This window comes from Variovorax gracilis (genome assembly GCF_030317115.1).
Lineage (GTDB): Bacteria > Pseudomonadota > Gammaproteobacteria > Burkholderiales > Burkholderiaceae_C > Variovorax > Variovorax gracilis.
Map to the genome: position 1 here is coordinate 257,047 of NZ_JASZYF010000005.1, position 24,461 is coordinate 281,507.

A 24,461-nucleotide genomic window follows, 5' to 3' on the forward strand; every position below is an offset into this window, starting at 1 on the left:
GCTCAGGCCAGCAGCAAGGCAAAAGGAATGAACTGCACGGTGTCGCCGGCCTTGAACGGCTGGCCGGCGGGCGTGTCGATCACACCATCGCCCCAGACCGTGGACGTCAACACGCCGGAGCTTTGGTTGGCGAACACATCGAGCCCGCCCGCCGCATTGCGCCGTGCGCGCAGGAACTCGCGACGGCGATCGGCGCGCGGCCAGTCGAAATCGGCGCGCATCGGTATCGCTTGCGGCGCCACGCGCGCTGCGCCCTGCAAAGTGAGCAGGAACGGTCGCACGAGCAGCAGGAAGGTCAGGAAGCTCGACACGGGGTTCCCGGGCAGGCCGGTGAGATGCGCGTCGCCGATCCGGCCGTAGGCAAAGGGCTTGCCCGGCTTCATCGACAGAGACCACAAATCGAGTTGCCCCAGGTGCTCGACGGCAGCCTTGATGTGGTCTTCCTCGCCGACCGAAACTCCGCCCGTGGTGATGATCAGGTCGTTGCTCAGGGAGGCGGCGCGCAATGCCTCGATCGTGGCGTCGCGCCGGTCCGGCACGATGCCGAGATCGTTGACCTCGCATCCGAGCCGCTGGAGCAATGCGCGCATGAAGAAGCGGTTGGAGTTGTAGATCGAGCCCGGCTTCATCGCCTCCGGCGCCACTTCGCCGGGCATCACGAGCTCGTCGCCGGTCGACAGCAGTGCAACGCGAGGCCGCTTCGAAACCTGAAGCTGGGCCAGGCCGACACTGGCAGCCAGGCCCAACCCGGCGGGAGTGAGACGCTCGCCCGTCGACAGCACGATGTCGCCAGCGGCAACGTCTTCGCCGGCACGGCGAATCCACTGGCCCATGGCGGGCGCGATGTCGATGCGCACGCTGCCCAGGTTGCCTTCCTCGGGCAGTGCGCTCGTGTCTTCCTGCATCACGACCGCATCGGCGCCTTCGGGGATTTGCGCGCCGGTAAAGATGCGGGCTGCAGTGCCGGCTGCGAGCGGCGTGCCCACGGTGCCGGCCGGGATGCGCTGCGTCACCCGGAGCACCGCGCCCGGCGCGCCACAATCGGCGACCCGGACTGCATAGCCATCCATCGAGCTGTTGTCGCGCGGCGGCACGGTGAGCACCGACACGACGTCCTGGGCCAGCACGCGGCCGTCCGCCTCGAAAGTGGATACGCTTTCGACGCCAACCTTCGGCGTTGCGGCGGCGAGCAATCGAGACAACGCCTCATCGAGAGCCATCAGGGGAGGACGCGGGGAAGTGCTAGCCATGGTGCTTCACCTTGTAGTCGAAACGTTCGGCATTCAGCAGCAGCCAGGCGACGATGCCATCGACGTCGTCGAGGTCAAAGATCGGCAGGTCGGTCGGCAACGGCAGGCTGCGCGGTTCGTCTGTTGCGATGGCATCGATGAATTTGTCGTCGACATAGCGCGCAGGTCGGGGCGCCTCGCCTTCCGCGGCCGCACGCCAGATCTCGATCTTGCGCAAATCGCTGTGCTTGAAGCCCTCGACCAGGACCCAGTCGACGCCGGCATCGAGTTCGGCGACGAGTTGGTGCACGTCGAGGTGCGTCGGCCGCTCGAACTCGCGGATCAGCGCGAGCCGTTTGTCCGATGCGACCACCACTTCGAAGGCGCCTGCCTCGCGGTGGCGGTAGGTGTCCTTGCCGGGATGGTCGATGTCGAACTTGTGGTGCGCGTGCTTGACCACCGAGACGCGCAGCCCGTGAAGCTTGAGCGCGGGAATCAGCCGCTCGACCAGCGTCGTCTTTCCCGCACCCGAGTAACCGGCGAAGCCGATGACTTTCATGCGCCGCCTACCGTATCAGTCGCAGTGCTGCGCAATGTAGGCCTTGACCGCTTCGGCATCGGCCGGCAGCTTGACGACGCGCTTGGGGAGCGCTTCGATGCCCTCGAAGCGCGCGGGACGTTCCGGCTCGTGGCCCAGCGCCTCGACGATCGTCTCGGCGAACTTGATGGGCAGCGCGGTTTCCAGGACGATCATGGGCACGCCCGACACCAGATGCTCGCGTGCGGCCTTCAGGCCGTCGGCGGTGTGGGTATCGATCAAGGTCGCAAAACGCTTGTCGGTATCCCGGATGGTGGCGAGCCGGTCGGCATGCGTGCTGCTGCTGCTGGCGAAGCCGAAGTGCGTCGCAGCCTGCACGAAGACCGGATCCTTGCTCAGGTCGAATCGGCCCTCGCGGCCGAGTTCATCCTCGAACAGTCCACGCGCCTTCGCGGCGTCGCGGCCGACCAGGTCGAACACGAAGCGTTCGAAATTGCTCGCCTTGGAAATGTCCATTGACGGGCTCGACGTCTCGTGCGTGTCGGCCGAGGAGCGCACCCGGTAGACGCCAGTGCGAAAGAACTCATCGAGCACGTCGTTCTCGTTGGTGGCGACCACCAGCGTGCGAATCGGCAGGCCCATCATGCGCGCCACATGGCCGGCGCAGACGTTGCCGAAATTGCCGGAAGGCACGGTGAAGCTCACCTGCTTGTCGTCGCTGCCGGTGGCTTGAAAGTAGCCGGCGAAGTAGTAGACGACCTGCGCCAGCAGGCGCGCCCAGTTGATCGAGTTGACCGTGCCGATCTTGTACTTGCGCTTGAAGGTCAGGTCGTTCGACACCGCCTTCACGATGTCCTGGCAATCGTCGAACACACCGGCGATCGCGATGTTGTGGATATTCGCGTCCTGCAGGCTGAACATCTGCGCCTGCTGGAACGGGCTCATGCGTCCGTCCGGCGAGGTCATGAAGACGCGCACGCCCTTTTTGCCGCGCATCGCGTACTCGGCGGCGCTGCCGGTGTCGCCGCTGGTCGCGCCGAGGATGTTGAGTTCTTCGCCACGGCGGGCCAGTTCGTACTCGAACAGGTTGCCGAGCAACTGCATCGCCATGTCCTTGAAAGCGAGCGTCGGGCCGTTGGACAGCGCTTGAAGATAGACACCATCTTCCAGCTCGCGCAGCGGCACGATCTCGGAAGTGCCGAACACCTCGGCGGTGTACGTCTTGGCGCAGATTGCCTTCAGGTCGGCAGGCGGGATGTCGTCGATGTAGAGCGAGAGGATCTCGAACGCCAACTCGGCGTAGGAAAGCCCGCGCCACTTCGCCAGCGTGGCCGCGTCGATCTGGGGGTATTGCACGGGCAGGTACAGGCCGCCGTCGGGCGCAAGGCCTTCCAGCAGGATCTCGCAGAAGCGGCGGCGGTCCGGGTGGCCGCGCGTGGAAAGGTAGCGCATCAGGACAGCTCTTCCTTGCGAAGACGCACGATCGGCGCCAGCACCGTGGGCAAAGCCTGCAGTTGGGCGAGCGCGTCGTCCAGCGTGCCTTCGCGCGTGTCGTGCGTGAGGATGATCAGGTCGGTCTGCGTCGAGCCTTCGCCGCCCACTTCGTCGGCTTCGCGCTGCAGCACTGCATCGATGCTGATGCCGGCGCTGGCGAGCAGGCCCGTCACCTTGGCCAGCACCCCGGCCTCGTCGGCCACGCGCAGGCGCAGGTAATAGCTGGTCACCACCTCGGCCATCGGCAGGACCTTCAGGTCGCTCATGGCGTCGGGATGGAAGGCCAGGTGCGGAACGCGGTGCGCCGCATCGGCGGTGTGCAGGCGGGCGATATCGACCAGGTCGGCGATCACCGCGCTGGCGGTCGGCTCGCTTCCGGCGCCCTTGCCGTAGTACAGCGTGGTGCCAACGGCATCGCCATTGACCACCACTGCGTTCATCGCGCCTTCGACATTCGCGAGCAACCGCTTGGACGGGACCAGCGAGGGATGCACGCGCAGCTCGATACCCTGCGCCTTGCGCTTGGTCACGCCCAGCAGCTTGATGCGGTAGCCGAGTTGCTCGGCATACTTGATGTCCTGCGCCGCGAGCTTGGTGATGCCCTCGACATGCGCCTTGTCGAACTGCACCGGGATGCCGAATGCGATGGCGCTCATCAGCGTGACCTTGTGCGCGGCGTCGACGCCTTCGATGTCGAAGGTCGGGTCGGCTTCGGCGTAGCCCAGGCGTTGCGCTTCTTTCAGCACGGTGTCGAAATCCAGGCCCTTGTCCCGCATCTCCGACAGGATGAAGTTGGTGGTGCCGTTGATGATGCCCGCGATCCACTGGATGCTGTTGGCCGTGAGGCCTTCGCGCAGCGCCTTGATGATCGGGATGCCACCTGCGACTGCGGCCTCGAACGCCACCATCACGCCTTTGGCATGCGCGGCCGCGAAGATTTCGGTGCCATGCACCGCAAGCAGCGCCTTGTTGGCGGTGACCACGTGCTTGCCGGCCGCAATAGCCTCGAGCACCAGTTGCTTGGCGATGCCATAGCCGCCGATCAGTTCGACCACGATGTCGATGTCCGGATTGGCGATGACGGCGCGTGCGTCGTCGACGACCTGGACGCCGTCGCCGACCACTTCCCTCGCGCGCGCCGTATCGAGGTCGGCGACCATCGTGATCTCGATGCCGCGGCCCGCGCGGCGCTTGATTTCTTCCTGGTTGCGCTGGAGCACCTTGAAAGTGCCGCTACCGACCGTGCCGATGCCGAGCAGGCCAACTTGGATGGGTTTCATGGGATTCGTCTTCTAGAGCAATGGATCCTGAAGGCCACGCGGGCTCAGGCGATACGGTTTCGGTAGCGTTCGAGGAAGCCGGCGATGCGCGCAACCGCCTCGCGCAGGTCTTCTTCATGGGGAAGGAACACGATGCGGAAGTGGTCCGGCGTCGCCCAGTTGAAGCCGGTGCCCTGCACCAGCATCACCTTCGTCTCCTTGAGCAATTCGAGGAAGAACTGACGGTCGTCGTCGATGGGGTAGACCTTGGGGTCGAGCTTCGGGAACATGTAGAGCGCTGCACTGGGCTTGACGCAGCTCACGCCCGGAATCGCGGTGATGAGTTCGTAGGCCAGGTCACGCTGCCTGCGCAGGCGACCGCCAGGCCCCACAAGGTCATTGATGCTCTGGTAGCCGCCCAGCGCGGTCTGGATCGCCCACTGGCCCGGCACGTTGGCGCACAGGCGCATGTTCGAGAGCATGTTCAGACCCTCGATGTAGTCCCGCGCCATCTTCTTGTCGCCCGACACGACGAGCCAGCCGGCGCGATAGCCGCACGAGCGGTAGCTCTTCGACAGCGAGTTGAAGGTGAGCGTGAGCACGTCCTTCGAGAGGCTGGCGATCGCGGTGTGCCTGACGCCGTCGTACAGCACCTTGTCATAGACCTCGTCGGCGAAGATCACCAGTCCGTGCTCGCGTGCGATCGCAACGATGCCCTTCAGCAGTTCGTCCGAATACAGCGCGCCCGTCGGGTTGTTGGGATTGATGACGACGATGCCCTTGGTGCGGGGAGAGATCTTGGAGCGAATGTCGTCGAGGTTCGGCATCCATCCGTTGTCCTCGTCGCACAGGTAGTGCACCGGCCTGCCGCCGGAGAGGCTCGCCACCGCCGTCCACAGCGGGTAGTCGGGTGCTGGCAGCAGCAGTTCGTCGCCGTCGTTGAGCAGCGCGTTCGTGGCCATCGCGATCAGTTCGCTGGCGCCGTTGCCGAGGTAGATGTCGTCGAGCGTGACACCCGCGATGCCCTGCTTCTGGGTCTCGTGCATCACCGCCTTCCGTGCCGCGAAGATGCCCTTGCTGTCCGAATAGCCCGCCGACGCCGGCAAGTTGCGGATCATGTCCTGCTGGACCTCTTCCGGTGCATCGAAGCCGAACACGGCGAGATTGCCGATGTTGAGCTTGATGATCTTCTGGCCCTCTTCCTCCATCTGCTTCGCGGCGTCCATGATCGGGCCGCGGATGTCGTAGAGCACGTTGGCCAGCTTGGCCGATTTCTTGAGCGGTTTCAAAGTCCCTCCAAGGGGGTCTGCGCAGGGGGAAAACCTATAATTTGACCACAGTTCCCACCCCCTCCAGATGAAGCTCCAGCCCGACAAATCCGACGTCCAGACACTCACTGCACACGGCCCCGGCTGGGTGGCCATCAACAACGAACGGGTCGAATCGAGCGTGGTGGTCGGCTCGCGCGGCGAGCGCTTCGAGTGGAATTGCTCCCGCTTCGACGACATCGGCGCCGAGCATTTCGCGCGACTCGCCTCGCTGGGGGCCGAACTGATCATCTTCGGCAGCGGCGCGCGCATCCGTTTTCCGCAACCGGCCTGGCTTCAGCTTTTGATGGCGCAACGCACCGGTGTCGAGACGATGGACACGCCCGCGGCGTGCCGCACCTACAACATCCTCGCGAGCGAAGGCCGTCACGTGGTGGCCGCGCTTCTCATCGAGAGCCCGGTTGCTGGGCAGTAAGAGTCATTTCGGGGTAAAATCGCGGGTTGCAAACCGGCGGCCCGCCCTCAGTTAGCAACGACCAATCCTTCATGAACCCGACCGGATCGGGCATGGAATCAAACGGAGAAAACAAGTTTCATGGCGATCGTTGTCAACAAACCCATTCCCGAATTCGACGCCAATGCCACCGGCGGTCTCAAGGTTTCGAACACCTCGCATCTTGGCCACGTGCTGGTCATGTACTTCTACCCCAAGGACAACACGCCAGGTTGCACCACGGAAGCGATGCAGTTTCGAGACCGCTACAAGGACTTCGAAAAGGCTGGCGCCACCGTCTTCGGCGTTTCTCGCGACAACATGAAGTCGCACGATGAATTCAAGGCCAAGCTCGAACTCCCCTTCGAACTGATCGCCGACACCGAAGAAAAGATGTGCCACATGTTCGGCGTGGTCAAGAACAAGATCATGTACGGCAAGAAGGTCAAGGGCATCGAGCGCAGCACCTTCCTGATCGGCGCCGATGGCGTGCTGAAGGCTGAATGGCGCGGCCTGAAGGTGCCCGGCCATGTGGACGACGTGCTGAAGGCAGTCAAGGCGCTCAAGAAAGCCGCTTGAACTGTGAAGTGTGTGAGGTTTTGCGCAATCCCGTTGGTGACGCGCAACGAACACCGGATGCGACACACCTGATGTGCATAATGGCCCAATGCCGTTGAGCTCCACGACCGCATCCACCGAACAAAGCCGCCCTGGTCTTCAGGCGGCTTTTTCGCTTTCTGGCCCCTTTCTTTTTGCGAGCGAACCGATCCATGCCCTTGCCTCCCGCCCCCACGAAACGCGCCGCATTGCTTTCGCCGGACGCGCACGACGCGCCCGCCCGTTCTTCGCACGGAAGAAGCGGCCGACGCTCGTCTGATCGCAGAACCGAAGACGCCGGGTCGAACGGGACCCGACCGCTCGAATTGTTCGACCGCCATGCCGCGGAAGCCGGCGGCGCTGTCGAGGCGCCGGTTGCGCCGAAGGCAAAAGCACCGGCGCCAGCGGTGCCCGAGGCGCCGCCCGTCCGTCGCGAGGCCCGCGTGAGCGCTCCGGCAGCAGCGCCGCAAAGCCAGCCGCGCGCCAAACGCAGCAAATCCAACGGCCCGGCCAAGCTTTTCGTCCTTGACACGAACGTGCTGCTGCACGACCCGATGTGCCTGTTCCGCTTCGAGGAGCACGACATCTTCCTGCCGATGATCGTGCTGGAAGAACTCGATGGCCACAAAAAGGGCACGACGGAAGTCGCGCGAAACGGCCGCCAGACCAGCCGAACGCTCGATGCACTCGCAGCGGCCCAAGGCGCCGACATCGGCAAGGGGCTGAAGCTCGATACCACCGGTCATCGCGAGGCCGGCGGCAAGTTGTTCTTCCAGACTGCGCCGCTGGACTACACGCTGCCCACCAGCCTGCCGCAAGGCAAGGCCGACAACCAGATCCTGGGCGTCGTCCAGGCCCTGCGAGATCTCTACGCGACGGACGCGCCCGGCCGCGCGAAGCAGGAAGTGGTGCTGGTGTCGAAAGACATCAACATGCGCGTCAAGGCGCGCGCACTGGGCCTGGCCGCCGACGACTACCAGAACGACAAGACGCTCGAGGATGGCGACCTCCTCTACTCTGGCTCGCTCGCCCTGCCCGCCGACTTCTGGACGCGCCAGAGCAAGACGGTCGAAAGCTGGCAGAGCGGCAGCAGCACCTTCTACCGGATCAGCGGTCCGATCGTGCCCAACCTCTACATCAATCAATTCGTCTATTTCGAGGCACCCGGCGAGCCGAGCATGTATGCACGCGTGACCGAAATCCGCGACAAGACGGCCGTTCTCAAGACGCTGAAGGACTACGGCTCGGTGAAGAATGCCGTGTGGGGTGTGAACACCCGCAACCGGGAGCAGAACTTTGCGATGAACCTGCTCATGGATCCGGATGTCGACTTCGTCACCTTGACTGGGACCGCCGGCACCGGCAAGACGCTGATGGCGCTGGCTTCCGGCCTGACGCAGGTGCTCGACGACCGTCGCTACACCGAAATCATCATGACCCGCGCCACCGTGAGCGTGGGTGAGGACATCGGGTTCCTGCCCGGCACGGAAGAGGAAAAAATGGGCCCGTGGATGGGCGCTCTCGACGACAACCTCGAGTTCCTCGCCAAGGGCGACAGCGGCGGCGCAGGCGAATGGGGGCGCGCGGCGACCAACGAGCTGATCCGCAGCAAGATCAAGATCAAGAGCATGAACTTCATGCGCGGGCGTACCTTCCTTAACAAGTACGTGATCATCGACGAAGCGCAGAACCTGACGCCCAAGCAAATGAAGACGCTGGTCACCCGCGCAGGTCCGGGCACCAAGATCATCTGCATGGGCAACCTGGCACAGATCGATACGCCCTACCTGACGGAAGGCTCTTCCGGCCTCACTTTCGCGGTCGACAAGTTCAAGGGTTGGCCGCACAGCGGTCACATCACGCTGGCGCGCGGCGAACGCTCACGCCTGGCGGACTTCGCCAGCGAAGTGCTTTAGCCTCCCCGCGAGGTTTTTCCGCGGCAGCTCACGAACGGACGTTCGCTGCGCTTTGCCGCGCCATTTCGGGATCAGCCGCAGGCTGCTGACAGGACGTTGTCAGTAGGCCTCGCGCAGCATGCGGGCATGAACCGCAGAAATTGGATCGCAGTCGCCAGCGCCGAACATGCCCGTCGTGGGCGTGACAACCCGGAGGGTGGCTTCATGCAGGTCGGCCACGGCAAGCCCGCACCCTTGAAGCGGATTGCCGAGGGCGACCGCGTGGCTTACTACGCACCCGCCACTGCACTGGGCGGGCGGGACAAACTCCAAAGCTTCGTCTCGATCGGCGTCGTGCACGGCGACGAGCCTTACGAAGCGGACATGGGCAATGGCTTTGTCCCATGGCGCCGCGATGTGCGCTATGCGGTCGCGACCGAGGCGCCGATCCTTCCCCTGATCGACCGATTCGACTTCGTCGAGGACCCCAAGCGGTGGGGCTACAAGTTCCGATTCGGCTTGTTCGAAGTCAACGAGCACGACATCCGCCTGATCGCTGGCGCGATGAATGCCGATTCCCAGGCCCTCGCCCTCTGATTTCAAATGGAGCGAAACATGCAAACTGAATCACAGCCCCAGCTTCGACGCCTCGATGCCTTCAACGTCTCCGGCGTCACCGCGCGGACGACCCAGCGCCACGAGAGCGATCCGGATGCTGCACAGATCGGGGCGCTGTGGGATCGCTTTTTCGACGAGCGCGTCTATGAAAAAACGCCGCATAGGATCAACGACATGCGGCTCTTTGGTGTGTACTCCGCCTACGAGGCAGACGCGCACGGCGCATTCGATATCACGACCGGCGTCGCGGTATCGGACGGGCCGTCGGCCATCAGGATCGAGGGCGGCGACTACCTGGTCTTCACCGGGCAAGGCGAAATGCCGCAGATGGTGCTCGCCGTGTGGAAGGCGATCTGGCAGTATTTCGAGGCGCGCCCCGACATCAAGCGCCGCTACCGGAGCGACTTCGAGGCCTACAGCGGTCCGGAGCAGGTCGCCATCCACATCGGAGTCGAATTGGACTGACATGGGTTCGGCTATCGCGAAGAATGCCAAAAGCTGGCGAGAGAGGCTCGCTGGCTATCCGAGGCTGCCCGAGATCAAGCAGATTCCGGAGCGCATGCGGCAGCGCCACGGTCCGGGAACGATCGTGACGCCCTCCCCTCGCGAAGTCGACGAAGCCATGAAGCGCGTGCCGGAGGGACGGCTGGTCACGGTCTTCGGCATCGGACAGCAACTGGCCCGACAGCACGGCACCACGATCGGCTGCACGGTGACCACGGCCATCTTCGCGAGCATGGCAGCCCAAGCCGCCGCCGAAGATCGGCAGGCCGGCCACTCGAACATCACGCCTTACTGGCGCACCCTGAAGGCCGATGGCGAGCTCAACCTCAAGTACCCAGGCGGCCTCGATGAACTCATGCAACGGCTCGAATCCGAAGGGCACACCGTGGTCCAACGCGGACGGCGCTTTTTCGTCGAGGACTTCGAGAAGAAGCTCATTGGGCGCTAATCTCCCCTCATGCGCCGCGCAGACCGCTTGTTCCAGATCGTCCAGCTCATTCGCGGGAGGCGGCTCACGACCGCCACTTTCCTGGCGCAGCGCCTGGAGGTATCGGATCGAACGGTGTACCGCGACGTGGCGGACCTCCAGCGCCAGGGCGTGCCCATCGAGGGCGAGGCCGGCGTGGGCTATCGAATCGGCGCGGGCTTTGACGTACCGCCACTGATGTTCACGCAGGATGAGGCGGCGGCGTTGGTGGCGTCGGCGCGCATGGCGCAAAGCTGGGTCGATCCCGCGATGGCGCGGGACATCGAGACTGCGCTGTGCAAGATCCTGTCGGTGCTGTCGCCAGCGGCTCGGGTTTCGGCGGAGAGCCTGGCGCTCTACGCTCCGGCCTACGCGCTCGACGACGGAACGCGCGCCCGCCTGCAGACCTTGCGCGAAGCCGTGCAATCACGCCAGAAGCTGCGCATGGACTATCGCGACGTCAACGGCGCCCAGAGCCGGCGCGTCGTCCGGCCGCTCGGCTGCTTCTATTGGGGAAAGGTCTGGACCTTTTCCGCGTGGTGCGAACTGCGGCAGGACTTTCGCGGCTTCAGGATCGACCGCGTCGACCAGATCGAAGTCCTGCCCGAGCGCTTCCGGGACGAACCCGGCAAGACGCTGGCCGAGCTGCTTCGGCGCTTGCAGGAAGAATCGCGGCAATACGATTCTCCGCAGAAGTCATAGGTCAGAAATCGGAGCCGCCACCAGCGAGATTCTCGAACTTGGTGAGCGGCTTGAGAAACGCCAGCTTGACCGTGCCCGTCGGGCCATTGCGATGCTTGCTGATGATCACTTCAGCCACGCCCGGTTCCTTGCTGTTCTTGTCGTAGTAGTCGTCGCGGTAGATGAACATGATGATGTCGGCATCCTGCTCGATGGCGCCGGATTCGCGCAAGTCGCTCATCATGGGGCGCTTGTCGGTGCGGCTTTCCACTCCACGGCTGAGCTGCGACAGCGCGATCACCGGGCACTTGAGTTCCTTGGCGAGCATCTTCAATCCGCGAGAGATTTCGCCCACGGCCGTGGCGCGGTTCTCGTCGTTCATGCTGGACGACGTGCTCATCAGCTGGAGATAGTCGACCACGATCAGGCCGAGTTTCCCGTACTGCCGGGCCAAACGTCGGGAATTCGCACGCAGCTCGCTCGTGGTGAGGCCGGGCGTCTCGTCGATGTGCAGCGACACGTTGCGCAACTTCTCGATCGCCTCGGTCAGGCGCGGCCATTCCTCGTCGGTCAGCTTGCCGGTCCGCAGATGCCCCTGGTCGATGCGCCCGATCGAGCCCACGATACGCACCGCAAGTTGCGACGCACCCATTTCCATCGAGAACACGGCGACCGGCAAACCTTCGTTGAGGGCGACGTGCTCGGCGATATTGATCGCCAGCGAGGTCTTTCCCATCGACGGACGCGCAGCCAGCACGATCATGTCGCCCGGCTGCAGGCCCGAAGTCATCTTGTCGAATTCGTAGAAGCCCGTGCGCACCCCGGTGATGTCGTTGGGGTTCTCCGCCATCTCCGTCACCCGGTCCAGCAATTCCACCACCAGGGAATCCATGCCCTGGAAGCCCTGCTTCATCCGGGTGCCTTCTTCACCGATGTTGAAGATCTTCTGCTCTGCCTCGTCGAGGATCTTGTCGACCGCCTTGCCCTGCGTATTGAAGGCATTGGTGGCGATCTCGTCGCTCGCACTCACGAGCTTGCGCAGGATCGAACGTTCGCGCACGATTTCCGCGTAGCGCCGGATATTGCTCGCGCTCGGCACGTACTGCGCCAGCGAGTTCAGATAGGCGAGGCCGCCGATCTCCTCGGCTTTGCCGAGGTTCTGCAATTGCTCGTACACCGTGATCACGTCCGCGGGCTTGCTGGCGTTGACCAGCGTGCCGATAGCCGCATAGATCAGCTTGTGTTCGTGGCGATAGAAATCGCTGTCCACCACCACATCGCCCATGCGGTCCCAGGCACCGTTGTCGAGCAGAAGACCGCCGAGAACGCTCGATTCGGCTTCGATCGAATGTGGGGGGATGCGCAACTGCGCGATCTGGCGATCAGCGGACGGGTCGTTATCGGCGTAGGAAAAGACGGCGGACATGAAGCTCCTTGCAACCTTGCATGCTAAGCCGCGCGACGTGCGACGTCACGTGGACAAGGCTGTGAATAAACGGTGATCTTCCGGTGCATCACGCGGGACAACCGGCTGGCCAAAAAAACAAAAGCCGCCCGAAGGCGGCTTTTCTGACGCGCACGAAGCGCGCTGGGTGATCAGGCGCTTTCGCCGTACACCGTCACGGTGATTTCAACCACCACGTCGGTGTGCAGTGCAACGCTGACGGTGCTGTCGCCGACGACCTTGATCGGGCCGTTGGGCATGCGCACCTGAGACTTCGCAACCTTGTAGCCTTGCTTGTTCAGCTCTTCGGCGATGTCGTGGTTGGTAACCGAGCCGAACAGACGGCCATCGACGCCGGCCTTCTGCGTCAGCTTGACGGTCGTGCCGCCGAGCTTTTCGCCCTGGGCTTGCGATTCGGCCAGCTTGGCGGCCGCAGCCTTTTCGAGTTCGACGCGCTTGGCTTCGAATTCGGCCTTGTTGGCTTCGGTGGCGCGGCGTGCGCGACCCGACGGAATCAGGAAATTGCGTGCGTAGCCGTCTTTGACCTTGACGATCTCGCCGAGCACGCCGAGGTTGACGACTTTGTCCAGAAGAATGACTTGCATGGTGTCTGGCTCCTTAGACGCGGTGTTGGTCGCTGTACGGCACCATCGCGAGGAAGCGTGCACGCTTGATCGCGGTGTTGAGCTGGCGCTGATAGATCGCGCGCGTGCCGGTCAGGCGTGCGGGAATGATCTTGCCGTTTTCGCTGATGAAATCGCGCAGGGTGTCGATGTCCTTGTAGTCGATTTCTTCGACGCCGGCGACGGTGAAGCGGCAGAAGCGCTTGCGCTTGAACAGCAGCGACTGGGTATTGCGCTTCGGGCGCTTGTCTTTGTTGAATTTCTTGAACGTGGCCATTGGGGGACCTCTTGTCGAAAATTAATCTTGCTGAAAATCCTGGATGTGCAGAACCGGATGCTTGCCGTTGCCCGGGGTGGCAAGGAATCCCTGGAAACGCCAGAGACTTCCCAACGCCTGCCTTGCGAGTCGCTCGGCCACTGCGCCGAACGCCACGGCCTTGACGGCCGCCTTGATCTGCCTGGGCTGTCCCGCCTCGGAGACTGTCGACTCGTGTTCGAGTCTCAGGTCGACGGCGGGCAATCCGGCAGGTGTGAAACGCAGGGCTCCGAGTTCGGCGACGCAGGCAGTCAGCACGAGCTGATTGGCTGCGGCAGCACTCACACCATCAGTTGTTGTTGGCGGCGTATTCGGCCTGCTGAGCCTTGCGGGCCTCTTCGCGCTCGACCGTCTTCATCATCGACGAAGGACCGGTGTCAGCCTTCTTCTTGACCACGGTGAGGTGGCGCAGAACGGCGTCGTTGAACTTGAAGGCATGCTCGAGCTCGGCCATCACGGCTTGTTCAGCCTCGATGTTCACGCACAGGTAGTGCGCCTTGTTGAGCTTGTTGATCTGGTAAGCCAGTTGACGGCGACCCCAGTCTTCGACACGGTGGACCTTGCCGCCGCCGGCCGTGATCAGGCCCTTGTAGCGCTCCAGCATGGCCGGAACTTGCTCGCTCTGATCCGGGTGGATCAGCAAAATGATTTCGTAGTGACGCATGGCACTCCTTGTGGATCTTCCGTGGAAGGGATAAGCCACCCGCAGCGTCGGCGCGGTGTGGCAAGGCAAAGCCGGAAATTATAGCAGGCAGAAGGCGAATGTTCGCGCGCTGCGGATCAGCCGAGCAGGGCGAGTTCCAGGGCGGCCACCTTCTCCGGACCAACCGCAGCCCGAATCTTGGGGAGGAGTTCGACGAGTTCCTCGTATGTCGAGGTTCCTTCGACCGACAGATTGAGCCTGAAGCCCCGCAATCCGAGGCCCCCGGTCAGTTGCGTGGCTAGCGGGTAGGCGTCCTTGTAGCGCTGCTGGCTCGGACGCCCTGAATTCAATGGCTGGGAAACGGGTTGTGGCGGCGTAGGCGCCGTTGACGGCGCATTCACGGGCGTGTCCGGCGCGGGCGGCCTTGCGACCGCCGCCGCGTTGGCTGCGTCGGCCGATCCGCCCACTTGCCCGAGCAAACCAAGCTCGACCATCTGCTCGATGTCCTCGCGCGCAATGCCCATGCCGGCTTCAAGCACGTCGTGTACCGAGCGTTTTCCGTCGAACAGGATGAATGCCGAGCGTTGCCGCGGCGTCAACCGCACGGATCGCTCCTTGAGGGCCAGATGCCCTGCTTCTGTCTTGACAAGAATCATGTGTTCCTCGACGCGGACGTCCAGAGCGCCTTCGAGGCTGGCGTGCGACCAATGTGCACGCTCTCGAGGTTGCGTCCCCCTGTAGTTGGCGAGTTTGACACCAAAGATTCATTTGGTTGCAAATACACCAAGCTGACACGGGGATTACGGCCTCGGGCGTGAACAAAGTCGTTGCGCGGCGGTGACAAGGCTCCGCCGCGCCCCTCGCATCATCGCTTCGCGAGCTGCTGCCAGGTGTCGATCACGCTGTCCGGATTGAGGGAGATTGATTCGATGCCCTGCTCGGCCAGCCAGAGTGCGAAGTCCGGATGATCGCTGGGACCCTGCCCGCAAATGCCCACGTATTTGCCTTGCTCCTTGCAGGCCTTGATCACGCGCGCAAGAAGCGCCTTGACGGCCGGATCGCGCTCGTCGAAATCCGCGGCGAGCAGTTCAAGGCCGGAATCGCGGTCCAGTCCCAGCGTGAGCTGGGTCAGGTCGTTGGAGCCGATCGAGAAGCCGTCGAAGTACTTCAGGAACTCCTCGGGCAGGATCGCGTTGCTCGGCACCTCGCACATCATGATCAGCTTGAGCTCGTTTTCGCCGCGCTTCAGGCCGTGCTCGCCGAGCAGGCTCGTCACGCGCTCGGCTTGCCCCAGCGTGCGCACGAAAGGCACCATGATCTGCACGTTGGTCAGGCCCATCTCGTTGCGTACGCGCTTGAGCGCTTCGCACTCCATGGCAAACGCCTCGCCGAAATCCTTGCTGAGGTAGCGCGCCGCACCGCGGAAGCCGAGCATCGGGTTTTCTTCCTCGGGCTCGTAGCGGCTGCCGCCGATCAGCTTGCGGTACTCATTCGACTTGAAGTCGGACAGGCGCACGATCACCGCCTTGGGCCAGAAGGCCGCACCGATCGTCGCGATGCCCTCGGCCACCTTGTCGACATAGAACGCTCTCGGGGACGCGTGGCCGCGCGCAACCGACTCCACTGCCTTCTTCAGGTCCGCGTCGACATTGGGGTAGTCGAGGATCGCCTTCGGGTGGACGCCGATGTTGTTGTTGATGATGAACTCCAGGCGCGCGAGACCCACGCCGTGGTTCGGTAGCTGGGCAAAGTCGAAGGCGAGCTGGGGGTTGCCCACGTTCATCATGACCTTGAGGTCGATCTCGGGCATCTCGCCTCGCGTGACTTCCGTCACTTCCGTCTCGAGCAAGCCGTCGTAGATGAAGCCGGTGTCGCCTTCGGCGCAGCTCACGGTCACGAGCGTGCCGTCCTTGAGCAGATCCGTCGCATCCCCGCAGCCCACGACCGCCGGAATGCCCAGCTCGCGGGCGATGATCGCCGCGTGGCAGGTGCGCCCGCCGCGGTTGGTGACGATGGCTGCTGCGCGCTTCATTACCGGCTCCCAGTTCGGGTCGGTCATGTCGGTCACAAGCACGTCGCCTGCCTGCACCTTGTCCATTTCGCTGATGCTGTGGACGAGGCGCACGGGTCCGGTCCCGATCTTCTGCCCGATCGCACGGCCCTCTGCCAGCACTGCGCCCTTGCCGAGCAGCTTGTAGCGCTGCTCGGCCTTGCCCTGCTGCTGGCTCTTCACCGTTTCGGGGCGCGCCTGCAGGATGTAGAGCTGACCGTCGGTGCCGTCCTTGCCCCATTCGATGTCCATCGGACGGCCGTAGTGCTCCTCGATCACGAGCGCGTACTTGGCAAGCTGCTCGACATCGGCGTCGCTCAGCGAATAGCGGTTGCGGTGTTCGGTCGGAACGTCGGTGGTCTTGACGAGCTTGCCGCTCGCAGCCTTTTCCTCGGCCGTCGCGAACTCCATCTGGATCAGCTTGGAGCCGAGATTGCGGCGGATCACGGCGCGCTTGCCGGCCTTGAGCGTCGGCTTGTGCACGTAGAACTCGTCGGGGTTCACCGCGCCCTGGACCACCGTTTCGCCCAGGCCGTAGCTCGACGTGATGAAAACCACGTCCTCGAAACCCGACTCGGTGTCGATGGTGAACATCACGCCGGCTGCGCCGAGGTCACTGCGCACCATGCGCTGGACGCCGGCCGACAGAGCCACCACGTCGTGCGCGAAGCCCTTGTGGACGCGGTAGCTGATGGCGCGGTCGTTATAGAGCGAGGCGAACACCTCTTTCATCTTGTGCAGCACGTCGTCGATACCGACGACGTTGAGGAAGGTTTCCTGCTGCCCTGCGAAGGATGCGTCCGGCAAGTCCTCCGCAGTGGCCGAAGAACGAACCGCAAAGCTGGCCTGGGGATTGCCTGCCGAAAGCGTTGCAAAGGCGCGCTGGATCGCCTTTTGGAGATCGTCCGGGAAGGGCTGCGCCTCGACCATCGCGCGAATCTCGGCGCCAGCGGCTGCGAGGGCTCGAACGTCCTCCGTGTCGAGCTTCGCGAGCCTGGCGCTGATCTTGTCGGCCAGACCGTCATGGGCGAGGAACTGCCGGAACGCGTGGGCCGTGGTCGCGAATCCCGTGGGAACGCGTACGCCCTCGGGCAACTGGGAAATCATCTCGCCGAGGCTGGCGTTCTTGCCGCCGACCGACTCGACGTCGGTCATCCTCAGGTTTTCGAACGGTACGACCAGGGCGGTCGCTTCGAAGAGTGCAGACATGGGAAAGCTCCAGAAGTTGAAACCGATGCTTCATGCAGGCGGCGCAACGCGATCATTCTTCTTGTTCTGGGCGTTGGCGGGAGGTGCATGGAAAGATTGGGGCGGGATATGGCGGATGGCATTCCCGATAATGGGCCGAATTGTAGGCGCGCCCCGGTTCGGCGTGCCGCAGGACAAGGCCGCCACATCATGCACACGCGCACTGTTTTCTTCGTCTCCGACGGAACGGGTATCACCGCCGAAACCTTCGGTAACGCCGTTCTCGCCCAATTCGAAATGAAGCCCCGCCACGTACGGCTGCCTTTCACCGACACGGTCGACAAGGCCCACCAGGCGGTCCGACGGATCAATCACACGGCAGAAATCGAGGGGCTGCGCCCTATCGTCTTCACGACGCTGGCGAACATGGAAGTCCTGGAGGTGATCGAAACCGGCTGCAAGGGCATGCTGCTGGACATGTTCGGCACTTTCGTGCGACCGCTGGAAATCGAGCTGGCGATGAAGTCCAACCATCGCATCGGCCGTTTCAGCGATGTCAGCAAGAGCAAGGAATACAACGCCCGGATCCAGGCCATCGATTTCAGCCTGGCGCACGACGATGGCCAGAGCAATCGCGATCTCGATGGCGCGGACGTGATCCTGGTCGGCGTGAGCCGCAGCGGGAAGACGCCGACCTCGCTGTACCTCGCGATGCAACACGGCCTGAAGGCGGCGAACTATCCGTTGATTCCCGAGGATTTCGACCGCCGCCAACTGCCGCCGGCGCTGATGCCGCATCGCAAGAAGATCTTCGGACTCACGATCCAGCCGGAGCGCCTGAGCGAAATCCGTAACGAACGGCGGCCGGACTCGCGCTACGCGAGCCTCGAAAACTGCCGCCACGAGGTCAGCGAAGCCGAGGCGATGATGCGTCGCGCCGGCATCCGCTGGCTGTCGACGACGACCAAGTCGATCGAGGAGATTGCGACGACGATCCTGCAGGAGCTTCGGCCCGAAAGGCTGACGTATTGAGCTCGCCCCCAGGCTTGCTCACTGCGTGTAGCCGCCCACCCCCTGCCGGGGGCAACACCGGCGGCCCGGCGAAGCCGGTTCCGCGGTGTTTCTGAGCTCGCCCCCAGGCTTGCTCACTGCGTGTAGCCGCTTCCCCGTGCCGGGGGCAACACCGGCGGGCCGGCGAAGCGGTTCCGCGGTGTTTTGCGAAAGGGCCTGACTGCGCCGCACTGGTGGCTCGACTATGCGAAGAGGTATTGGGTTGTGCCGTCGGCTGCTGTCACGGGCTGGCAGGGCATGGATCAGACGCGCTCGATCAATGCTGGCTGCAGGACCTGCGCCGACGAGCCCTGGTGGACTGCTCCGCCGCCGCACAGCACCACCACGTCGTCGGCGTAACGGCGCGCCAGGTTGAGGTCGTGCAGCACCGCGATCACGCCAACGCCCTGCCCTGCCCAGTCTCGCAACAGACGCATCGCGGCGTGTCGGTGCGCCAGGTCGAGCGCGGCGGTCGGCTCGTCCAGCAGGAGCCGACGGGCGCTGCCATCGGGCCTGGCCTCCCACAGTTGCGCCTGTGCGCGCGCCATCTGCACGCGCGACTTCTCGCCACCCGACAGGGTGTTGAGCACGCGCGGCGCTAGCGCCGACACGTCGGTCAGCGCCATGGCGGCTTCGATGATCGCGTCTTCGTTGCGGCTCGGCGTCCATCGATGCGGAAAACGGCCCAGCGCGACGATTTCCTGCGCGGTGAAGTCGAAGGCCACCGCGCTCTCGTGCGGCATCAGTGCGCGACGCTGGGCCAGCGCCTCGATGATCAAGGCCAACAAAATTCAAGGACTGGCAGACCGCAGACCCCCACCCCCCCCCCGTAGAACCGGCTCCGCCGGTCCGCAAGGGTTGGGGGCGATCAACAATCAGGCGGTCTCTTCCGCCGGCGCCGAGGTGCGGATCAGATGATCGAAGGCGCTCAGCGCGGCCTTCGCGCCGTCGCCGGCCGCGATGATGATCTGCTTGAACGGCGCCGTCGTCGCGTCGCCAGCCGCGAACACGCCGGGCACCGAGGTCTGCCCCTTCGCATCGACCATGATCTCGCCGTGCTTCGACAACTCGACCGTGCCCTTGAGCCAGTCGGTGTTGGGCACCAGGCCGATCTGCACGAACACGCCTTCGAGCGGAACCGTCTGGCTCTCGCCGCTTGCGCGGTCCTTGTAGACCAGGCCGTTGACCTTCTGCTTGTCCCCGGTGATCTCCGTTGTCTGCGCATTGGTGATGACCTTGACGTTCGACAAGCTGTGCAGCTTGCGCTGCAGCACGGCGTCCGCGCGCAGTTGCGTGTCGTACTCGATCAGGGTCACGTGGCCCACGATGCCTGCCAGATCGATCGCGGCCTCCACGCCGGAGTTGCCGCCGCCGATGACCGCCACGCGCTTGCCCTTGAACAGCGGACCATCGCAATGCGGGCAATAGGCCACGCCCTTGTTCTTGTACTCGTGCTCGCCGGGCACGTTGATGTTGCGCCAGCGTGCGCCAGTGGAGATCACCACCGAACGGCTCTTCAGCGAGGCGCCGCTTTCCAGCTTGATCTCGATGAACTCCTTGCCCGGCACGAGCGCGGCGGCGCGTTGCAGATTCATGATGTCGACCTCGTAGTCGCGCACATGCTCCTCGAGCGCAAGCGCGAACTTGGGTCCTTCGGTTTCCTTGATCGAGATGAAGTTCTCGATGCCCAAGGTGTCGAGCACCTGGCCGCCGAAGCGCTCCGATGCGACGCCGGTGCGGATGCCCTTGCGCGCGGCATACACGGCAGCCGCCGCACCCGCAGGTCCGCCGCCCACGATGAGCACGTCGAACGGATCCTTGCCGGCGATCTTCCTGGCCTCACGCTCGACTCCGCTGGTATCGATCTTCGCGAGGATTTCCTCCAGGCTCATGCGGCCTTGGCCGAACTCGGTTCCGTTCAGAAACACGGTGGGCACGGCCATGATCTGGCGTTCCTTGATTTCGTCCTGGAACAGCGAACCATCGATCATGGTCGTCTTGATGCGCGGGTTCTGCACCGCCATCAGGTTCAGCGCCTGGACGACGTCCGGGCAGTTGTGGCAGGTCAGGGAGATGTAGATCTCGAACTCGAAATCGCCATCGAGCGAGCGGATCTGCTGCAGCACCGCCTCGTCGACCTTGGGCGGGTAGCCACCGACCTGCAAGAGCGCCAGCACCAGCGAGGTGAACTCGTGACCCATCGGCAGGCCCGCGAAGCGCGGGCCATGGTTTTCGCTCGGGCGATTGATCGAAAACGACGGCTTGCGATGGTTGTCGCCGCGGCTCTCGGTGACTTTGACCAGCGTCGACGTTTCGGCCACATCCTTCAGCAGCGCCTGCAACTCGCCCGACGCCTTGCTGTCGTCGAGCGACGCGACGATCTCGATCGGCTGCGTGATGCGGTCGAGATAGCTTTTGAGTTGTGTCTTGGTGCCAGCGTCGAGCATGGTGAACTCTCTTCTTGAATGCGATGGAAATAAAAAAGCCCGGGAGCTCACGGCGCCCGGGCTGTGGCGCGAACGAGGCGGCTTAGATCTTGCCGACCAGGTCGAACGAAGGCTTCAGCGTTTCAGCGCCTTCGGTCCACTTGGCGGGGCAGACTTCGCCCGGGTGCGCAGCCACGTACTGGGCAGCCTTCACGCGGCGGAGCAGTTCGGCGGCATCGCGGCCGATGCCGTTGTCGTGCACTTCGATGGTCTTGATCTTGCCTTCGGGGTCGATCACGAAGGTGCCGCGGTAAGCGAGGCCTGCATCTTCACCTTCTTCGATCAGGACCTGGAACGCGCGTGCCAGTTGTTGGCTCGGGTCGCCGATCAGCGGGTACTTGACCTTGCCGATGGTGTCCGAGGTGTCGTGCCATGCCTTGTGCGTGAAGTGGGTGTCGGTCGACACGCCATACACCTCGACACCCAGCTTCTGGAATTCTGCGTAGTGGTCGGCAAGGTCGCCGAGTTCGGTCGGGCACACGAAAGTGAAGTCAGCCGGGTAGAACACGACGACAGACCACTTGCCCTTGAAGCTCTCGTTGCTGACAGGCACGAACTTGCCATTGTGATAAGCGGTGGCCTTGAACGGGATGATTTCGGTATTGATCAGGGACATGTGTTGGATTCCTAGGTGGCTGATGAAAAAAGCGAGTCATTAGTATAACTACCAATTAACGCTTTTTAATAGTCGCGAACTATTAAATGCATTGCCCACCCCTATGAATGCGAACGCCTATCACCCTCACACGCATGCAGAGCGCGAAAGCATGGGTTTACTTGCAACGCCGCACGAGTGGCTCTCACAATCGACCATTTAAGAACAAGGAAAAACCATGAAGGGCGACCCACAAGTCATCGATCATTTGCAGGCGCAGCTCAAGAACGAGCTCACTGCCATCAACCAATACTTCCTCCACTACCGGATGCTCAAGCACTGGGGTTTGGACAAGCTCGCGAAAAAGGAATATGACGAGTCGATCGGCGAAATGAAGCATGCCGACAAGCTCATGGACCGCATCTTCATGCTGGATGGCCTGCCCAACCTCCAGGATCTGGCCAAGCTCAACGTCGGAGAGGACGTGCCGGAGATACTCGAATGCGACCTGAAGGCCGAGACTGGCGCGCAAGCCACCATCAAGGCCGGCATCGCTCACTGCGAATCGGTACGCGACTACGTCTCGCGTGACCTGCTCCAGGGAATCCTCGACGACACCGAGGAGCACATCGACTTCCTCGAGACGCAGATCGACCTGATCGGCAGGGTCGGCCTGCAGAACTACCTGCAGTCGCAGATGGGCGAGATCGAATAGACGCGTAGCGCGCCACATCCAAGCGGGGCTCGGCCCCGCTTTTTTTTGCCTTTACGAAACTTCACCGCTATGGATTTCGGAGCGTTCGACGTCGCGGCGACGCGGTGTTCAAGCGCCCTCGCCCCCTCTCCGTCCATGCGCCCTCCATCACGCAAATAACATTCATTCGCATCTGTAAGGCTAGAATCGTCGCCTTCGATGAACGCCGCTTCCACCGACAACCGCCGACGCGCCTACTGGCTCAAAACCTTGCACGAATGGCATTGGGTGAGTTCAGCGCTCTGCCTGATCGGCCTGCTGCTGTTTGGCATCACGGGCTTCACGCTCAACCACGCGGCCAGCATCGAAGCCAAGCCCAAGGTGACGAGCCGGACCGCCACGGTCGACGATGTCCTGCGCGCAGCACTGCTGAAGCACCTGCCCGAGGCCAAGGCGCACAAGGGCAAGGCAGAGCTGCCTGCCGACCTGCAGCAGTGGATCCGGAAGCAGTGGTCGGTCGACACTGCGGGACGCGAGGCCGAATGGTCTGACGACGAGATCTACCTCTCCCTGCCACGTCCTGGCGGCGATGCCTGGCTGCGGGTCAACCTGGCTGACGGCGAGGCCGAGTACGAGCGCACGGACCGGGGATGGCTGTCCTACTTCAATGACCTGCACAAGGGCCGCAACAGCGGCGCGGCCTGGAGCTGGTTCATCGACATCTTCGCCGCGGCCACGCTGGTGTTCTCGATCACCGGACTTTTCATTCTCAAGATGCACGCCGGCAACCGGCCTTTCACCTGGCCGATGGTCGGGATGGGCCTGGTGGTCCCGGTGCTGCTCGCGCTGCTGTTCATCCACTGATCCAGGAAAGAGGTTTTCGTGCAAGTTCGCTATTCCCTCGCACTCGCCGCGCTGTTCGGCGCGCCAGCCTTCGCTGCGGGGCTCACGGTCAACATCGAAGTGCCGCGGCTCAATGTGTCCGAGTACCACCGTCCCTACGTGGCCGCCTGGATCGAGCGGCCCGACAAGTCGGTGGCCAGTACGCTGGCGGTCTGGTACGACGTCAAGAACAAGGGCGGCAATGCCGAAGGCGAAGGCACCAAGTGGCTCAAGGACATGCGCCAGTGGTGGCGGCGTACCGGCCGCGAACTGGATATGCCGGTCGACGGCGTAAGCAGCGCCACCCGCCCCGCCGGCAAGCACCAGATCGCGTTTTCCGAAGGCTCGGTGGCGCTGCCGAAGCTGGTGCCGGGGGCCTACAAGCTGTACGTGGAGGCCGCGCGCGAGGTCGGCGGCCGCGAGATCGTGAGCATTCCTTTCCAGTGGCCACCGACGAAGGCCGAGCAATCGCAAGCCGCGGGCAACAGCGAACTCGGCGCAATCTCGCTCGAGCTCAAGCCCTGAGTTCTTCTTCCTTCCCTCTCACAGGAACCTCATCATGAAGCTCTCTCTTCGCACCTTTGCTCTCGGGCTGGCCCTCTGCGCCGGCACCGCCGCGGTCCAGGCCCACAACGCCTGGCTGATGCCTTCGAGCACCGTGCTGTCGAAGGCCGATTGGGTCACGATCGACGCGGCGGTGTCGAACGACCTTTTCTTCTTCAATCACAACCCGCTGAACCTGGACAGCCTGGCCGTCACCGCGCCCGACGGCAGCACGGTCAAGCCTGAGAACATGTTCAAGGGCAAGCTGCGCAGCGTGTTCGACCTGAACCTCACGCAGCCCGGCACCTACCGAGTGGCACTCGTCAATGACGGCATCTTCGCGCGCTGGAAGGACAAGGCGACCGGCCAGGCCAAGCGTGCGCGCGGGACCGCCGAGAACATCGCGAGCCAGATTCCGCCCGATGCGCAAGAGGTCGAGATCACCCAATCAGCAGGTCGCAACGAAACCTTCATCACCGTCGGCAAGCCCAGTGCGCTGCGCCCGACTGGCAAGGGTCTCGAACTGATCTCGGCCAACCCGACTGACCTCGTCAAGGGGGAGAAGTCGAGCTTCACGCTGCAGCTGGACGGCCAGCCGACCAAGGATCTGGAAGTCACGGTCACGCTGGGCAACACGCGCTACCGCGACAAGCTCGACGAACTCAAGATCAAGACCGATGCCAAGGGCCAGTTCAGCGTGACTTGGCCGGAAGCGGGCATGTACTGGCTCGACGTCAACACGACGGACCAGAAGACCTCGGTGCCGAAAGCCAAGGAACGACGCCTGAGCTACGCCGCCACCCTGGAAGTGATGCCCTGAGTCCCAGCCACCATCCGGCCGCGCAACGCCCCTCGTTCGCGACCTGGCGCGCTGGCGGCTACGCCAACACGCCGCAGCCGCGCCG

Annotated in this window: 27 protein-coding genes; 12 read left to right on the top strand and 15 right to left on the bottom strand. The window is 63.5% G+C overall.

Annotated elements, in window-relative coordinates:
- Positions 1 to 2: 2 nt before the first annotated feature.
- The 5 genes from QTH97_RS13005 to QTH97_RS13025 are packed head-to-tail and all read right to left on the bottom strand — an operon-like array spanning position 3 to position 5,809.
- Complete coding sequence (locus tag QTH97_RS13005; protein ID WP_286568569.1) at positions 3 to 1,250, bottom strand: molybdopterin molybdotransferase MoeA; 1,248 nt, start codon at positions 1,248 to 1,250, stop codon at positions 3 to 5.
- Entirely contained in the window at positions 1,243 to 1,788 is a 546-nt protein-coding gene (gene mobB, locus QTH97_RS13010) for a molybdopterin-guanine dinucleotide biosynthesis protein B (RefSeq protein WP_286568571.1), read from the bottom strand. Before mobB ends, QTH97_RS13005 begins: the two co-directional genes overlap by 8 nt.
- Before the next feature lie 15 nt (positions 1,789 to 1,803).
- On the bottom strand, positions 1,804 to 3,219 hold the full coding sequence (gene thrC / locus QTH97_RS13015) for a threonine synthase (RefSeq protein WP_286568572.1): 1,416 nt from the start codon (positions 3,217 to 3,219) through the stop codon (positions 1,804 to 1,806).
- On the bottom strand, positions 3,219 to 4,541 hold the full coding sequence (locus tag QTH97_RS13020; RefSeq protein WP_286568574.1) for a homoserine dehydrogenase: 1,323 nt from the start codon (positions 4,539 to 4,541) through the stop codon (positions 3,219 to 3,221). The genes thrC and QTH97_RS13020 overlap by 1 nt, the downstream gene beginning before the upstream one ends.
- Before the next feature lie 44 nt (positions 4,542 to 4,585).
- Positions 4,586 to 5,809 carry a pyridoxal phosphate-dependent aminotransferase gene (locus QTH97_RS13025; protein ID WP_286568575.1) on the bottom strand — a complete coding sequence of 408 codons (1,224 nt, stop codon included), beginning with the start codon at positions 5,807 to 5,809 and terminating at the stop codon, positions 4,586 to 4,588.
- A gap of 67 nt (positions 5,810 to 5,876) precedes the next feature.
- Between QTH97_RS13025 and QTH97_RS13030 the strand changes: the two genes are divergently transcribed.
- From QTH97_RS13030 to QTH97_RS13060, 7 genes are all read left to right on the top strand, one after another.
- Positions 5,877 to 6,263: an Mth938-like domain-containing protein gene (locus QTH97_RS13030; protein WP_286568576.1), complete on the top strand. Its 387-nt coding sequence runs from the start codon at positions 5,877 to 5,879 to the stop codon at positions 6,261 to 6,263.
- 120 nt (positions 6,264 to 6,383) lie between these two features.
- Complete coding sequence (locus QTH97_RS13035) at positions 6,384 to 6,860, top strand: peroxiredoxin (RefSeq protein ID WP_021006537.1); 477 nt, start codon at positions 6,384 to 6,386, stop codon at positions 6,858 to 6,860.
- Between the two features lie 191 nt (positions 6,861 to 7,051).
- Positions 7,052 to 8,794, top strand: a complete 1,743-nt coding sequence (locus QTH97_RS13040; protein WP_286568578.1) for a PhoH family protein — start codon at positions 7,052 to 7,054, stop codon at positions 8,792 to 8,794.
- Between the two features lie 126 nt (positions 8,795 to 8,920).
- The gene (locus tag QTH97_RS13045; protein ID WP_286568579.1) at positions 8,921 to 9,370 is read left to right on the top strand and encodes an EVE domain-containing protein; all 450 of its coding nucleotides are present in this window, start codon (positions 8,921 to 8,923) and stop codon (positions 9,368 to 9,370) included.
- An 18-nt stretch (positions 9,371 to 9,388) separates the two neighbouring features.
- Positions 9,389 to 9,856, top strand: coding sequence for a GyrI-like domain-containing protein (locus tag QTH97_RS13050; protein ID WP_286568580.1), 468 nt, complete (start codon positions 9,389 to 9,391; stop codon positions 9,854 to 9,856).
- A 1-nt stretch (position 9,857) separates the two neighbouring features.
- Positions 9,858 to 10,343: an MGMT family protein gene (locus QTH97_RS13055; RefSeq protein WP_286568581.1), complete on the top strand. Its 486-nt coding sequence runs from the start codon at positions 9,858 to 9,860 to the stop codon at positions 10,341 to 10,343.
- Between the two features lie 9 nt (positions 10,344 to 10,352).
- The gene (locus QTH97_RS13060) at positions 10,353 to 11,063 is read left to right on the top strand and encodes a helix-turn-helix transcriptional regulator (RefSeq protein ID WP_286568582.1); all 711 of its coding nucleotides are present in this window, start codon (positions 10,353 to 10,355) and stop codon (positions 11,061 to 11,063) included.
- A gap of 1 nt (position 11,064) precedes the next feature.
- Here QTH97_RS13060 and dnaB read toward each other — a convergent pair whose 3' ends face one another.
- The 7 genes from dnaB to ppsA all read right to left on the bottom strand — a co-directional run bounded on the left by dnaB (position 11,065) and on the right by ppsA (position 17,327).
- Positions 11,065 to 12,468, bottom strand: coding sequence for a replicative DNA helicase (gene dnaB, locus QTH97_RS13065; protein WP_286568583.1), 1,404 nt, complete (start codon positions 12,466 to 12,468; stop codon positions 11,065 to 11,067).
- A 170-nt stretch (positions 12,469 to 12,638) separates the two neighbouring features.
- A complete protein-coding gene (gene rplI / locus QTH97_RS13070; protein WP_286568584.1) occupies positions 12,639 to 13,091 on the bottom strand; it encodes a 50S ribosomal protein L9 in 453 nt (150 codons plus the stop codon).
- Between the two features lie 13 nt (positions 13,092 to 13,104).
- Positions 13,105 to 13,386 (bottom strand): 30S ribosomal protein S18, encoded by a 282-nt coding sequence (gene rpsR, locus QTH97_RS13075; protein ID WP_007830781.1) that lies wholly within the window; start codon positions 13,384 to 13,386, stop codon positions 13,105 to 13,107.
- Between the two features lie 21 nt (positions 13,387 to 13,407).
- Positions 13,408 to 13,710, bottom strand: a complete 303-nt coding sequence (gene priB / locus QTH97_RS13080; RefSeq protein ID WP_286568585.1) for a primosomal replication protein N — start codon at positions 13,708 to 13,710, stop codon at positions 13,408 to 13,410.
- Positions 13,711 to 13,714: 4 nt separating this feature from the next.
- Positions 13,715 to 14,089, bottom strand: a complete 375-nt coding sequence (gene rpsF / locus QTH97_RS13085; RefSeq protein ID WP_028253450.1) for a 30S ribosomal protein S6 — start codon at positions 14,087 to 14,089, stop codon at positions 13,715 to 13,717.
- Positions 14,090 to 14,205: 116 nt separating this feature from the next.
- Positions 14,206 to 14,724, bottom strand: a complete 519-nt coding sequence (locus QTH97_RS13090) for a hypothetical protein (RefSeq protein WP_286568586.1) — start codon at positions 14,722 to 14,724, stop codon at positions 14,206 to 14,208.
- A 209-nt stretch (positions 14,725 to 14,933) separates the two neighbouring features.
- A complete protein-coding gene (gene ppsA, locus QTH97_RS13095) occupies positions 14,934 to 17,327 on the bottom strand; it encodes a phosphoenolpyruvate synthase (RefSeq protein ID WP_286568587.1) in 2,394 nt (797 codons plus the stop codon).
- Positions 17,328 to 17,516: 189 nt separating this feature from the next.
- Between ppsA and ppsR the strand changes: the two genes are divergently transcribed.
- Positions 17,517 to 18,338 carry a posphoenolpyruvate synthetase regulatory kinase/phosphorylase PpsR gene (ppsR, locus tag QTH97_RS13100; protein WP_286568730.1) on the top strand — a complete coding sequence of 274 codons (822 nt, stop codon included), beginning with the start codon at positions 17,517 to 17,519 and terminating at the stop codon, positions 18,336 to 18,338.
- A gap of 281 nt (positions 18,339 to 18,619) precedes the next feature.
- On the opposite strand, the gene QTH97_RS13105 is transcribed toward ppsR, so the two are convergent.
- From QTH97_RS13105 to ahpC, 3 genes are all read right to left on the bottom strand, one after another.
- Entirely contained in the window at positions 18,620 to 19,141 is a 522-nt protein-coding gene (locus tag QTH97_RS13105) for an ATP-binding cassette domain-containing protein (RefSeq protein ID WP_353655629.1), read from the bottom strand.
- Between the two features lie 90 nt (positions 19,142 to 19,231).
- The gene (gene ahpF / locus QTH97_RS13110) at positions 19,232 to 20,803 is read right to left on the bottom strand and encodes an alkyl hydroperoxide reductase subunit F (protein ID WP_286568731.1); all 1,572 of its coding nucleotides are present in this window, start codon (positions 20,801 to 20,803) and stop codon (positions 19,232 to 19,234) included.
- Between the two features lie 82 nt (positions 20,804 to 20,885).
- Positions 20,886 to 21,458, bottom strand: coding sequence for an alkyl hydroperoxide reductase subunit C (gene ahpC, locus QTH97_RS13115; protein ID WP_286568589.1), 573 nt, complete (start codon positions 21,456 to 21,458; stop codon positions 20,886 to 20,888).
- Between the two features lie 217 nt (positions 21,459 to 21,675).
- Here ahpC and bfr point away from each other — a divergent pair, with 217 nt between their 5' ends.
- The 4 genes from bfr (at position 21,676) to QTH97_RS13135 (ending at position 24,376) form a co-directional block, all read left to right on the top strand.
- Positions 21,676 to 22,152: a bacterioferritin gene (bfr, locus tag QTH97_RS13120; RefSeq protein WP_286568590.1), complete on the top strand. Its 477-nt coding sequence runs from the start codon at positions 21,676 to 21,678 to the stop codon at positions 22,150 to 22,152.
- Positions 22,153 to 22,350: 198 nt separating this feature from the next.
- Complete coding sequence (locus QTH97_RS13125) at positions 22,351 to 22,995, top strand: PepSY-associated TM helix domain-containing protein (RefSeq protein ID WP_286568591.1); 645 nt, start codon at positions 22,351 to 22,353, stop codon at positions 22,993 to 22,995.
- Positions 22,996 to 23,013: 18 nt separating this feature from the next.
- Positions 23,014 to 23,538 (top strand): DUF2271 domain-containing protein, encoded by a 525-nt coding sequence (locus QTH97_RS13130; protein ID WP_286568593.1) that lies wholly within the window; start codon positions 23,014 to 23,016, stop codon positions 23,536 to 23,538.
- A gap of 34 nt (positions 23,539 to 23,572) precedes the next feature.
- Positions 23,573 to 24,376: a DUF4198 domain-containing protein gene (locus tag QTH97_RS13135; RefSeq protein WP_286568594.1), complete on the top strand. Its 804-nt coding sequence runs from the start codon at positions 23,573 to 23,575 to the stop codon at positions 24,374 to 24,376.
- Positions 24,377 to 24,461 lie beyond the last annotated feature (85 nt).

What these genes read in the sequence shown, in the direction of transcription:
- QTH97_RS13035 (WP_021006537.1), top strand. Translation starts at nt 6,384, where the DNA reads ATGGCGATCGTTGTCAACAAACCCATTCCCGAATTCGACGCCAATGCC.
- thrC (WP_286568572.1), bottom strand. Translation starts at nt 3,219, where the DNA reads ATGCGCTACCTTTCCACGCGCGGCCACCCGGACCGCCGCCGCTTCTGC.
- ppsA (WP_286568587.1), bottom strand. Translation starts at nt 17,327, where the DNA reads ATGTCTGCACTCTTCGAAGCGACCGCCCTGGTCGTACCGTTCGAAAAC.
- QTH97_RS13055 (WP_286568581.1), top strand. Translation starts at nt 9,858, where the DNA reads ATGGGTTCGGCTATCGCGAAGAATGCCAAAAGCTGGCGAGAGAGGCTC.
- ppsR (WP_286568730.1), top strand. Translation starts at nt 17,517, where the DNA reads ATGCACACGCGCACTGTTTTCTTCGTCTCCGACGGAACGGGTATCACC.
- rplI (WP_286568584.1), bottom strand. Translation starts at nt 13,091, where the DNA reads ATGCAAGTCATTCTTCTGGACAAAGTCGTCAACCTCGGCGTGCTCGGC.
- ahpC (WP_286568589.1), bottom strand. Translation starts at nt 21,458, where the DNA reads ATGTCCCTGATCAATACCGAAATCATCCCGTTCAAGGCCACCGCTTAT.
- bfr (WP_286568590.1), top strand. Translation starts at nt 21,676, where the DNA reads ATGAAGGGCGACCCACAAGTCATCGATCATTTGCAGGCGCAGCTCAAG.
- QTH97_RS13045 (WP_286568579.1), top strand. Translation starts at nt 8,921, where the DNA reads ATGAACCGCAGAAATTGGATCGCAGTCGCCAGCGCCGAACATGCCCGT.
- rpsF (WP_028253450.1), bottom strand. Translation starts at nt 14,089, where the DNA reads ATGCGTCACTACGAAATCATTTTGCTGATCCACCCGGATCAGAGCGAG.
- dnaB (WP_286568583.1), bottom strand. Translation starts at nt 12,468, where the DNA reads ATGTCCGCCGTCTTTTCCTACGCCGATAACGACCCGTCCGCTGATCGC.
- QTH97_RS13090 (WP_286568586.1), bottom strand. Translation starts at nt 14,724, where the DNA reads ATGATTCTTGTCAAGACAGAAGCAGGGCATCTGGCCCTCAAGGAGCGA.
- QTH97_RS13040 (WP_286568578.1), top strand. Translation starts at nt 7,052, where the DNA reads ATGCCCTTGCCTCCCGCCCCCACGAAACGCGCCGCATTGCTTTCGCCG.
- QTH97_RS13005 (WP_286568569.1), bottom strand. Translation starts at nt 1,250, where the DNA reads ATGGCTAGCACTTCCCCGCGTCCTCCCCTGATGGCTCTCGATGAGGCG.
- QTH97_RS13060 (WP_286568582.1), top strand. Translation starts at nt 10,353, where the DNA reads ATGCGCCGCGCAGACCGCTTGTTCCAGATCGTCCAGCTCATTCGCGGG.
- mobB (WP_286568571.1), bottom strand. Translation starts at nt 1,788, where the DNA reads ATGAAAGTCATCGGCTTCGCCGGTTACTCGGGTGCGGGAAAGACGACG.
- QTH97_RS13030 (WP_286568576.1), top strand. Translation starts at nt 5,877, where the DNA reads ATGAAGCTCCAGCCCGACAAATCCGACGTCCAGACACTCACTGCACAC.
- QTH97_RS13125 (WP_286568591.1), top strand. Translation starts at nt 22,351, where the DNA reads ATGAACGCCGCTTCCACCGACAACCGCCGACGCGCCTACTGGCTCAAA.
- QTH97_RS13050 (WP_286568580.1), top strand. Translation starts at nt 9,389, where the DNA reads ATGCAAACTGAATCACAGCCCCAGCTTCGACGCCTCGATGCCTTCAAC.
- QTH97_RS13020 (WP_286568574.1), bottom strand. Translation starts at nt 4,541, where the DNA reads ATGAAACCCATCCAAGTTGGCCTGCTCGGCATCGGCACGGTCGGTAGC.
- QTH97_RS13135 (WP_286568594.1), top strand. Translation starts at nt 23,573, where the DNA reads ATGAAGCTCTCTCTTCGCACCTTTGCTCTCGGGCTGGCCCTCTGCGCC.
- rpsR (WP_007830781.1), bottom strand. Translation starts at nt 13,386, where the DNA reads ATGGCCACGTTCAAGAAATTCAACAAAGACAAGCGCCCGAAGCGCAAT.
- ahpF (WP_286568731.1), bottom strand. Translation starts at nt 20,803, where the DNA reads ATGCTCGACGCTGGCACCAAGACACAACTCAAAAGCTATCTCGACCGC.